General features: G+C 41.0%; 10 protein-coding genes and 1 pseudogene. 5 read left to right on the top strand and 6 right to left on the bottom strand.

Annotated features, from left to right (window positions below):
- Window positions 1–121, bottom strand: a pseudogene (locus B3473_RS00115) (transcriptional regulator); the annotation flags it as partial.
- A gap of 133 nt (window positions 122–254) precedes the next feature.
- Here B3473_RS00115 and B3473_RS00110 point away from each other — a divergent pair.
- The gene (locus tag B3473_RS00110) at window positions 255–506 is read left to right on the top strand and encodes a hypothetical protein (RefSeq protein ID WP_235300350.1); all 252 of its coding nucleotides are present in this window, start codon (window positions 255–257) and stop codon (window positions 504–506) included.
- Window positions 507–543: 37 nt separating this feature from the next.
- On the opposite strand, the gene B3473_RS00105 is transcribed toward B3473_RS00110, so the two are convergent.
- The 3 genes from B3473_RS00105 to B3473_RS00095 form a co-directional block, all read right to left on the bottom strand.
- A complete protein-coding gene (locus B3473_RS00105; protein WP_414517902.1) occupies window positions 544–1,809 on the bottom strand; it encodes a nucleobase:cation symporter-2 family protein in 1,266 nt (421 codons plus the stop codon).
- Window position 1,810: 1 nt separating this feature from the next.
- On the bottom strand, window positions 1,811–2,392 hold the full coding sequence (locus B3473_RS00100) for a xanthine phosphoribosyltransferase (RefSeq protein ID WP_154454307.1): 582 nt from the start codon (window positions 2,390–2,392) through the stop codon (window positions 1,811–1,813).
- Window positions 2,393–2,619: 227 nt separating this feature from the next.
- Complete coding sequence (locus tag B3473_RS00095; RefSeq protein WP_168260784.1) at window positions 2,620–4,290, bottom strand: formate--tetrahydrofolate ligase; 1,671 nt, start codon at window positions 4,288–4,290, stop codon at window positions 2,620–2,622.
- A gap of 413 nt (window positions 4,291–4,703) precedes the next feature.
- Here B3473_RS00095 and B3473_RS00090 point away from each other — a divergent pair, with 413 nt between their 5' ends.
- The 4 genes from B3473_RS00090 (at window position 4,704) to B3473_RS00075 (ending at window position 8,034) form a co-directional block, all read left to right on the top strand.
- Window positions 4,704–5,882, top strand: a complete 1,179-nt coding sequence (locus B3473_RS00090; RefSeq protein ID WP_269725848.1) for a restriction endonuclease subunit S — start codon at window positions 4,704–4,706, stop codon at window positions 5,880–5,882.
- A gap of 245 nt (window positions 5,883–6,127) precedes the next feature.
- The gene (locus tag B3473_RS00085; RefSeq protein WP_269725849.1) at window positions 6,128–6,811 is read left to right on the top strand and encodes a phosphopantothenate--cysteine ligase; all 684 of its coding nucleotides are present in this window, start codon (window positions 6,128–6,130) and stop codon (window positions 6,809–6,811) included.
- Window positions 6,804–7,355, top strand: a complete 552-nt coding sequence (coaC, locus tag B3473_RS00080; RefSeq protein ID WP_154454304.1) for a phosphopantothenoylcysteine decarboxylase — start codon at window positions 6,804–6,806, stop codon at window positions 7,353–7,355. The genes B3473_RS00085 and coaC overlap by 8 nt, the downstream gene beginning before the upstream one ends.
- Window positions 7,356–7,461: 106 nt before the next feature.
- Window positions 7,462–8,034, top strand: coding sequence for an ECF transporter S component (locus tag B3473_RS00075; RefSeq protein ID WP_269725850.1), 573 nt, complete (start codon window positions 7,462–7,464; stop codon window positions 8,032–8,034).
- Between the two features lie 232 nt (window positions 8,035–8,266).
- Here the strand turns inward: B3473_RS00075 and cls are convergent, their stop codons facing one another.
- Both cls and B3473_RS00065 read right to left on the bottom strand, forming a co-directional pair.
- Entirely contained in the window at window positions 8,267–9,847 is a 1,581-nt protein-coding gene (gene cls, locus B3473_RS00070) for a cardiolipin synthase (protein ID WP_269725851.1), read from the bottom strand.
- Window positions 9,848–9,985: 138 nt separating this feature from the next.
- The coding region (locus tag B3473_RS00065; RefSeq protein WP_293650501.1) for a class A sortase at window positions 9,986–10,603 on the bottom strand (618 nt) is incomplete at its 5' end.

The raw sequence follows: 10,603 nt of genomic DNA, 5'->3' as shown, positions 1-10,603 counted from the left end.
ACTGAATAGCTTGCTGGTAAGCTCCGCCTGTTTCGTTAGGATCGCCCTTTCCTCGAACGGCAATATAATGTGCCTTTGGCACCTCAACGATTTCTGGTTTGTTTTTAGGTTTGTAAAACATCTTGTATTCTTTTTTAAAATCAAAAGCCATGGCACCCTCCTTTTGACATAGTATAACAAATAATGTGACCTGTCAGGGCTGCCATTCAAACCAATGCCCTGGAAGTACGACTTGCATCAATCGTAACTGCTCCATGGAAAAACAATTGTCCCACTGCTACCAATGTTCGCAAGAGTGTCGAAAAGGCCTACTTGGTAAGATAAAGCCCTATGCTTTTACCCTGTTCATGAAACAATATGGCGAAGAAAAATTGTTGGACTGTTTGGAAGCCAATGAAAAAAGAGGCATTGTTTACCACCGTGATGGCATCTATGGTGACTACGATGATTTTGACGATGTGGGCCAGCTTATCCAATTTATCTTAACTGGTGAGCATCAGCCTTAAAATGAAAACCAGCCCTTGAAGAGCTGGTTTTTTAAGCTTATTTTGTTTGTGTTTTACCATTTAATACGAGGTTTAGCACAACGGCTAAAAGCGTAGCAATAACGATACCGTTGGTTAAGAACATTTGTAGAGTTGTTGGTAGGCTATCAAAGAGATTCGTTCCGTTAAAACCTACACCACAGGCAATGGAAACGGCAGCGATGATGAAGTTGTGCTCGTTGTGTTCAAAGTCCACTTGGTGCAGCATTTGAATCCCTTGAAGAGCAACCATACCAAAGAGGACAATCATCGCACCACCAAGCACAGGACTTGGAATCATTTGTGCCATGGCTCCAAATTTAGGAAGCAATCCCAAAATCACAAGGAACAAAGCTGTGTAGTAAATCGGGCGACGTGTCTTGATACCTGAAATGCGTACCAAACCAACGTTTTGTGAAAAACCAGTGTATGGGAAGGTATTGAAAATTCCACCTAGAAGGACGGCAAAACCTTCTGCACGGTAACCATTACGCAAGCGTTGGCTGTCAATCTTATCCCCTGTCAAATCTGCAAGTGCGAGGTAAACACCTGTTGATTCAACCATTGAAACCGTCGCGATGATACACATCATGACAATAGAGGTGATTTCAAATTTTGGCATACCAAAGTAAAATGGTTGTGGAACATGAACCAGCGGAGCTTCTACCACAGCAGAAGTATCTACCAAGCCCATGAAAGCCGCAATAACGGTTCCGCCAATCAAACCAATCAAGATAGCAATAGATTTCAAGAAACCTTTGGCAAAAATATTAACGGCTAAGACAATAGCGATGGTTATCAAGGCTAAAATCATTGACTGTGCTGTTGGCGAGTCAATGTTATCTCCCATATTTCCCATAGCAACAGGAATCAAGGTCAAACCAATGGTTGTGATAACCGAACCTGTCACGACTGGCGGGAAGAAAGCCGCGATTTTTGAGAAAATGCCAGCAATCACCATAACGTAAATTCCTGAGGCAATCAAAGCACCAAACATATAAGCTGAGCCTTGGTTTGCACCGATAATAGACAAAGGTGCGACTGACTGGAAGGCACATCCCAAAACAACGGGCAAACCTACCCCAAAATGCTTACGCAATTGCAGTTGAAAGAAAGTCGCTACCCCACACATGAAAATATCGGTCGAGATGAGGTAGGTCAGTTGTTCCGCTGAATAATTCAGTGCCCCAGAAATCATGATAGGCACCAAGATTGAACCAGCGTACATGGCTAATAGGTGTTGTAAGCCCAACACCGCTGAGCGTGAGTGTGTTTCTTCGTTCATCTTATGCATCGGCCTCCGTGAAAATCACCTTTCCATCACAGAAAGCTTCGATACGTGCTAGAGATGTCACTGGCACACCCTCTTCTTCCAACAAATGGCGCCCTGTTTGGAATGATTTTTCAATCACAATCCCAATACCAGCCACCTTAGCTCCAGCCTGTTGGATAATATCTAACAAGCCTTTTGCAGCTTGACCATTTGCCAAGAAGTCATCGACAATAAGCACCGTGTCATCTTCTGACAAGAACTTGCTCGCAATAGAAACCGTGCTTGTCACTTGTTTAGTGAAGGAATAAACTTCAGTCGTTAAAATGCCTTCTGTCATCGTGATGTTTTTCGCTTTTTTAGCAAAAATCATTGGAACTTGCATGGCTTGAGCAGTATAAAGCGCGGGAGCAATCCCAGAAGCTTCAATTGTGACAATTTTTGTAATACCAGCGTCTTTATAAACCTCTGCAAAAACTTTTCCAATTTCTTGCATGAGCTCATAATCCACTTGGTGCGTCAAAAAACTGTCAACTTTTAAGATATCCTTACCTAAAACATCGCCATCTTTTAAAATGCGTTCTTCTAATAATTTCATACACGTCTCCTTTTCTTTTCACAACTAACCCATTAAACTAGGATTTTGTTATTTACTTACCACTTTTGTTCACTGCTTCTACCTCGCTAAATGGTTAACTACATAGCTATATAAATGTTTCTACCCCACACATGGCACGATTGGCTGTGATGGGGTAGATCAGTTGTTTTATTGTAACATTTATTGTAATTATTGCAAGATGCTCATTAAATCAGTCATCTGACAGATTAGAACAAACCGATAGCTGTTCCGTCTTCTGCCACGTCCATATTAAGAGCGGCTGGTTTCTTAGGCAAACCAGGCATGGTCATCACATCTCCTGTCAAGGCAACGATGAACCCCGCACCTGTTTTCGGTACAAATTCGCGGATAGTGATATCAAAGCCTTCTGGAGCCCCTAAAAGCGTAGGGTTGTCAGAGAAACTGTATTGTGTTTTCGCCATACATACTGGCAATTTATCCCAGCCAAATTGGGCAAATTGTTTCAATTGCGTTTGTGCTTTTTTGCCAAAGATAACTTTGTTACCACCGTAAATTTCAGTAACGATTTTAGTGATTTTTTCTTCAAGAGAATCGTCGTCTGAGTAAAGGCGTTTGTAGTCAGCATTGCCATTTTCAACAGCATTAACAACGGCATTTGCAAGGTCAATACCACCGTCAGCACCGTTTGCCCAAACGCTAGCCAATTCAACAGGCACGTTGATTTCGGCACAGAGTTCTTTAAGAGCAGCAATTTCAGCTTCAGTATCTGCTACAAATTCATTGATAGCAACAACGGCAGGGATACCAAATTTACGAACGTTTTCCACGTGACGTTTAAGGTTGGCAAAACCAGCACGAACAGCATCGACATTTTCTTCAGCTAAATCTGTTTTCGCTACGCCACCATGCATTTTAAGAGCACGAATAGTGGCCACAATCACAACGGCGTCAGGTGTTGTTGGAAGATTTGGTGTTTTAATATCAAGGAATTTTTCAGCCCCAAGATCTGCACCAAATCCAGCTTCTGTGATGGTATAATCTGCTAGACGAAGTGCTGTGCTTGTTGCCAAAACAGAGTTACATCCATGTGCGATATTGGCAAATGGTCCACCATGAACGAGGGCAGGTGTGCCATAAATGGTTTGCACAAGGTTTGGTTTAATAGCGTCTTTAAGGATAAGCGTCAAAGCACCTTCAACCTTCAAATCACGAACGTAAACAGGTGTACGGTCATAGCGGTAAGCTACCACGATATTGGCAAGTCGTTCTTTCAAGTCATTGATGTCAGTTGCCAGACACAAAATGGCCATGATTTCAGACGCAACAGTGATATCAAAACCGTCCTCACGTGGAATACCATTAACTGGGCTACCAAGACCAATGGTTACATGACGAAGGGCACGGTCATTAAGGTCAACCACACGCTTCCAGATAATACGACGTTGGTCAATACCAAGTTCATTACCTTGGTGAAGGTGGTTATCAATGATAGCTGAAAGGGCATTATTAGCTGTTGTAATGGCGTGCATATCCCCAGTAAAATGAAGGTTAATGTCTTCCATTGGAAGAACTTGGGCATAACCACCACCTGCTGCTCCCCCTTTAATCCCCATAACAGGACCAAGAGATGGTTCACGCAAGGCAATCATAGTTTTCTTGCCAATTTTATTTAAGGCATCTGCTAGACCAATGGACATGGTTGATTTTCCTTCACCGGCAGGTGTCGGGTTAATAGCTGTCACAAGGACAAGCTTACCAGGTTTATTGTTTTGAACAGCTGCAATTTTATCAAAAGATAGTTTCGCTTTGTATTTACCATAGAGTTCAATATCGTCGAACGTAATCCCAACTTTTTCGACAATTTCAGTAATAGGTTTTAGTTCAACACTTTGTGCAATTTCGATATCAGATTTCACAAGATTCTCCTCTAAATTATAAGTGATAGCTTTATTATATCACATTTTATAAAAAACGCACGTTTTTTATTCATAGTTTTATAAATGTTCGTATTTTATTCGATGGTTTTACTTTAGAAAGGCAGCAACAAGCTTACACAAGTAGCGGGTATTCTCATCGGTAAGCGCCTAGGAAAACGCGATTACGGATGAATACCATTCAATAGCATTAACGTAATATTATTTATGTAACATATAAACCTTCCCAAGGGAAGGTTTTTTCTGAAAACGGCTAGTCAAAGCCACTAAAAGCGTGTATAATGGAGCTATTATTGCGAAATAATGGAGAACACATCCCCAATCTGAGGCGAAAAGCTTGGGGAAGCACGGAACCGTGACAGTTTTCTGCCGTTTTCCTGAAACTGGAGGGGTGTATGGATAGCAAAATACCAAACATAAGGTTTAAAGGGTTCACTGACGCTTGGGAACAGCGGAGGTTGGGGGAGGTAACTATATATCAGAATGGGAAGGGATATGAGGATTCTCAGAGTTCTAGTGGAAAATTTGAACTTATAAATTTAAATTCAATATCAATTGATGGTGGTCTGAAATCATCAGGAAAATATATTGAAAGTGCAGATAAAACATTACTTACCGATGATTTAGTAATGGTATTAAGTGATGTTGGAAAAGGAGATTTACTTGGGAGAGTAGCAATTATTCCAAAAGATAATTACTATGTTTTAAATCAGAGAGTTGCCTTAATTCGTCCAAAGAATAAACAACAGACAAATTATCTATTTTCGTATATTAATTCTCATCAGAGATACTTTAAACTGCATGGAGCAGGAATGTCACAGTTAAATATTTCTAAAGGTTCTGTTGAAAATTTTCCCCTATTACTACCTTCCCTCCCCGAACAACAACAAATCGGTACCTTTTTCGCTCATTTAGACACCTTAATCTCCCTTCATCAGCGTAAGTGTGATCAGACCAAAGAACTCAAGAAAACCATGTTACAGAAAATGTTTCCGAAAAAAGGTGAAACTGTCCCTGAAATTCGTTTCCCAGAATTTACTGACGCTTGGGAACAGCGTAAGTTGGGAGACGAAGTTCGAATAGTGATGGGACAGTCTCCTAATTCAGAAAATTATACTGATGATCCTAATGATTATATTCTTGTGCAAGGTAATGCTGACATGAAAAATGGTCGTGTTTTACCGAGAGTATGGACAACTCAAGTTACTAAACAAGCTGAAAAAGATGATCTCATTCTAAGTGTCCGAGCACCGGTTGGAGATATTGGTAAAACAGCTTATGACGTGGTTATTGGTCGAGGTGTTGCTGCCATAAAAGGTAATGAATTTATATTTCAAAATCTTGGTAAAATGAAGTCCGACGGGTATTGGACTAGATATAGCACTGGATCAACATTTGAAAGTATTAATTCTACTGATATTAAAGAAGCTATAGTAAGTGTCCCTGCAATTGAGGAACAAAACAAAATCGGTTCATTCTTCAAACAACTAGATAACATTATCGCTCTTCATCAGCGTAAGTGCGATGAATTGAAAGAGATAAAGAAAACGCTTTTGAAAAATCTTTTCATCTAAAAAGTGACAAAAGATCAAAAACTTGAAGTGAAAGCTTCAAGTTTTTTTCGTTGGGAGTTTAGGTTGGACAAGGAGCGCACGATCAGGTCAATGTCTTGGCTTTCTAGTTCGTTGATGATTACGTTTTTTTATTGATAAATGTTCGCATTTTATTCGAGAGTTTCACTTTAGAAAGGCAGCAACAAGCCTATTCTAGCTTATGGTAAATCGTTTACGAAAAAAATTTTTTTGTGTAAAATGAGAACATGAAGATTTTAATTACATCTGGTGGAACCACCGAAAATATTGATGCCGTTCGTGGTATTACCAATCATGCCACTGGGACTCTTGGCAAGGAAGTTGCTGAGTGCTTTTTGGCGCAAGGGCATGATGTGACATTGGTGACGACACAAAGAGCGGTCAAACCCAAGAAACATTCCAAGCTCAAAATCGTCTTGGTCGAAACGGTGGCTGATTTAATCGCGGAACTTGAACCCTTAGTGAAAACGCATGATGTTATCATCCATAGCATGGCGGTATCTGACTACACCCCTGTTTACATGACGGACCTTGAGGAAGTGGAAAAAGCACCAGCCGTCAAAGATTTGCTTCATAAAAGCAACACAAGTGCCAAAATTTCCTCTCAACAAGATTACCAAGTGCTTTTTCTCAAAAAAACACCAAAGGTGATTTCCCTAATCAAGCAATGGAATCCTGATATTATGTTAATCGGCTTCAAACTCTTGGTGGGAGTGCCAAAGGAGGAATTGTTAGCTGTTGCTAGACGCAGTTTAGCGACCAATCAAGCCCACTATATCGTCGCAAATGACCTCACCACAATAGATGATAATCAGCACTTGGCTTATTTAGTGGGGAAAGATGACGTGGTTGTCGCTAAGACCAAGAAAGCAATTGCCGAGATGATTTTGGAAAGGGTAACACATGACTAAAACTGTATTATTAGCCGTTTCAGGCAGTATCGCCGCTTATAAAGCAGCTGATTTAACCAATCAATTCACTAAAGCAGGCTTGAACGTTCGGATTTTGATGACACCTGCTGCTACTCAATTTATCACCCCTTTAACCTTGCAGGTGCTTTCTAAAAATCCCGTCGCCCTTGATGTGATGAAGGAAGAAGATGCTCAAACCATCAATCATATTGATTTAGCCAAGGAAGCGGATGTCTTTTTGATTGCCCCTGCTTCTGCTAATACCATCGCCAAACTCTCTTATGGCATGGCAGATAACATCGTGACCACAACAGCTTTAGCCTTGCCAGCTGACACGCCTAAACTCATTGCACCTGCTATGAATACCAATATGTACAATAATCCCATGACCAAACGCAATATTGAGCAGCTTATTCAGGCAGGTTATCAGAAAATCGAACCTCGTTCAACGCGACTGGCCTGCGGTGATGTCGGTAAGGGGGCTTTGGCAGATTTGGAAACAATTATTGAATCAGTGTTAAAAGTTTGTAAAAATCACGAATAATGGTAACGGATACACTTGTCAACACTAGCCCAAACCTGTATAATGGGTTAAAGTCTTTTCAAAGACTCAACGCATTTATTCTCGGCTTTTGGATTTAGGAGGAACCATGAAAAAAAGACAATCCGCATCGGATATTGCCGTTATCGCCATTTTCTTTGCAATTATGCTCGTTATTCATTTCTTGACTAGTTTGGTGTTTAACCTGTGGCCTGTCCCAATTAAACCCACGCTGATTCAGATTCCTGTTATCGTGGCTTCTATCATGTATGGTTCGCGTATTGGTGCTATTTTAGGTGGTCTGATGGGGATTATCAGTGTGACGGTCAATACCATCACGCTGATGCCGACAAGCTACCTCTTTTCTCCCTTTGTTGAAAATGGGAATCTTGCCTCACTTGTGATTGCTATGGTGCCCCGTATTTTAATCGGTATCACCCCTTATTACGTTTACAAATGGTGGCACAGTAGATCTGGTCTGGTAGTAGCTGGAGCAGTCGGTTCAATGACCAATACTATCTTTGTATTGGGTGGCGTTTTCTTTATCTTTTCAAATGTGTATAATGGTGACATAAAAGCCTTATTAGCAGCTGTTTTTGGAACCAATGCCATTGCAGAAATGATTGCCTCTGCTATTTTAACCGCTGCAGTCGTTCCTGTCCTTGAAAAGCAAAGACGCTAATAGATACTAGAAAGTTAGGAGTTCTCTCCTAGCTTTTTTGCTATCAAAAAAGCCCTCCCACCAAATAGGTAAGAGGGCTGAGGCATTCATTTGAATGTGACAAAATGGTTCACACAAATTGTCAAAGTCCGCTCCTGCGTTCTAACAAAAGTTAGAGTGACCTCCTCTGCGCAAATAAACTCATTAACAACGAGTTCACTCGGCTCATCGCATAAGATTAGTATAGCATATCTTATAGGAGCGGCGCAATGGTTTTGACCAACATACCCACAACTTTTTCATGAACAGGGCGTTTGGCTAGAGTTTCAGGCGTCACACGCTCACATTCTTCCAAAGTCATGGTGAAATCTTCGTAAATATCTCGAATGGCATCCACTCGGTACATATAAGTTGCGCATTCAAAGTGATGGTAAAGACTGCGGTAATCTAGGTTAATGGTTCCCACAACAGCTTTAATGTGGTCGCTGACAAATACCTTGGCGTGCAAGAAGCCTGGCGTGTAGAGGTAAATCTTAACCCCAGAACGCATCAATTTGCCAAAGTAAGTCTTAGCTAGAGCATACGGAATCGGTTTATCAGGGACACCAGGCATCATGATCCGCACATCCACTCCACGCTCAGCCGCAAAACAAAGGGCGTGTTCCATTTCGCTATCTAAAATCAAATAAGGCGTCATGATATACACGTAATCTCTAGCATGGTTGAGGATATCGATATACACATTTTCCCCAACTTTATCCGTATCTAAAGGCGAATCACCATAAGGAATCACGTAACCATCGGCTGTTCTAGTTGGCGAGTGTTCCATCAAATAAGGTTCCACCACCAATTCTCTTTCCGTAACAGACCACATTTGCAAGAACAAGACCAAAAAGCTATCGACGGCTTCGCCTTCAATCATCACGGCCGTGTCTTTCCAGTGACCAAAACGCTCGATTTTGTTAATGTATTCATCAGCCAAATTCACCCCACCTGTAAAGGCAACTTGCCCATCAATGACAATATTTTTACGGTGGTCACGGTAATTGTAATAAGTCGAAATGAAAGGTGAAATAGGTGAAAAAACTTTGGCTTTAATTCCAATTTTTTCAAGACGTTGGGTGTAGTCAGGTGATAAGGTTGATAATTCAATCATGCCGTCATACAAAACCCTAACCTCAACGCCTTGCTTGACCTTATCTTCAAGAATACTTAGGATTTCTCCCCACATCTCCCCTTCAGCGATGATGAAAAACTCCATGAAAATGTAGTGTTCGGCTTTAAGGAGTTGTTTTTTTAATTCTTTAAAGAAATCCTCACCTGTCGGAAAATAAGTGACGTCGGTATTTTGGTAAACAGGAAAATTGCCACGGCTACGACTGAAATATTGAACAAGATGATAGGTTGTTGAGGTATCCTTTTTCAAGGTTCTCACAATTTCGGGATGATGTGGCAGGTATTGCACACTCTCATCCACGCGTTGTCCCATCCGTTGCTTCAAGTCTCTATAACCCCAGTCTAGCTTGGTGTAAATCAAGAAAAGCGACCCTAATAGTGGTGCTATCATAATCAAAATCAGCCAAGTCACTCGAGAAAGAGCATCCATTTCACTATTAACCAAATACAAAACGGCTGTAATAGTCAAAATACGTCCAATAATATCCGCCCAAATCCGAGATTGGTCTAACCAAATGTAAGAATCAAAGATAAACAGCAGTTGCAAGATTAACAGAACCGAAATAATGGTCGTTCGACTAAAGATACCTCGAAGCAACCCACGACGGCTCTTACTCAATAAACGAACAACTCTGCTATCTTTATCTGTGTTTTTCATTGCGATAATCTTAACCTCCAAAAACTTTCAATAACTAGCATTATACCATACTTTTAAAAAGTATTTCAGGAACTGCTATTTTTAACAAGGAAAACAGCCGAACACAAGACGGTTCAGCTGTCAAAAAACGAATAATGGCTACTGCGTGTAGCTTTTGGTAAAAGCTTTTTGAACCTTAGATGGTGCTTGGTCGTATGGTGTTTTGCCATCATAAGTCGTCTGCACGATCAAACGGTTGCTCGCTTGCAAATCATCACACGTCACCAAGGTCAGTAAGGTCTTATCAGGAACATCCTCAATGACTTCAACATCTGTCGGAGCCACAACTTCCTTGCTAGTAATTGTGTAAGTGTAGATATAAGCCTTGTCTGTCAGATAGACTTTCTGCCCCACTTCCGCTCTTTCTAGTGGTGAAAAGAGCAGGTGATCGCTATTGACTTGGTCAAAAACATGGTGGCTGGCAAGCGCATAATTCCCCTCTCCCATGGTTTGATTTTCCTTCATGGTTCCCGCACCATATAAAAGGTTGGTATTGTCAATGCCTTTAAAAACGGGCAAATTCATTTCCAGATCTGGAATCGCAATGCCACCAATGACGTTTAGTTTTTGATCACTCATCTGAGCTGCTAGCACATCTTGGGTAGAAACAACAGCTACCTGTGAAAAATCAAAATTACCCTTACTTTTTTCATTTTGTTCAATATTTTCTCGTGATACATTGCTCACTTGATAACGGTCGGTCGTGTAAGTCATCAT

The organism is Streptococcus sp. UBA632, assembly GCF_002300045.1.
Classification (GTDB): domain Bacteria; phylum Bacillota; class Bacilli; order Lactobacillales; family Streptococcaceae; genus Streptococcus; species Streptococcus alactolyticus.
The sequence above is the reverse complement of the archived record's forward strand: the minus strand, read 5'-3'. Positions and strand labels throughout refer to the sequence as shown.

Excerpts from the sequence above, each read along its gene's own strand:
- B3473_RS00110 (WP_235300350.1), top strand. The coding sequence starts at position 255 with ATGGAAAAACAATTGTCCCACTGCTACCAATGTTCGCAAGAGTGTCGA.
- B3473_RS00105 (WP_414517902.1), bottom strand. The coding sequence starts at position 1,809 with ATGAACGAAGAAACACACTCACGCTCAGCGGTGTTGGGCTTACAACAC.
- B3473_RS00100 (WP_154454307.1), bottom strand. The coding sequence starts at position 2,392 with ATGAAATTATTAGAAGAACGCATTTTAAAAGATGGCGATGTTTTAGGT.
- B3473_RS00090 (WP_269725848.1), top strand. The coding sequence starts at position 4,704 with ATGGATAGCAAAATACCAAACATAAGGTTTAAAGGGTTCACTGACGCT.
- B3473_RS00085 (WP_269725849.1), top strand. The coding sequence starts at position 6,128 with ATGAAGATTTTAATTACATCTGGTGGAACCACCGAAAATATTGATGCC.
- coaC (WP_154454304.1), top strand. The coding sequence starts at position 6,804 with ATGACTAAAACTGTATTATTAGCCGTTTCAGGCAGTATCGCCGCTTAT.
- B3473_RS00075 (WP_269725850.1), top strand. The coding sequence starts at position 7,462 with ATGAAAAAAAGACAATCCGCATCGGATATTGCCGTTATCGCCATTTTC.
- cls (WP_269725851.1), bottom strand. The coding sequence starts at position 9,847 with ATGAAAAACACAGATAAAGATAGCAGAGTTGTTCGTTTATTGAGTAAG.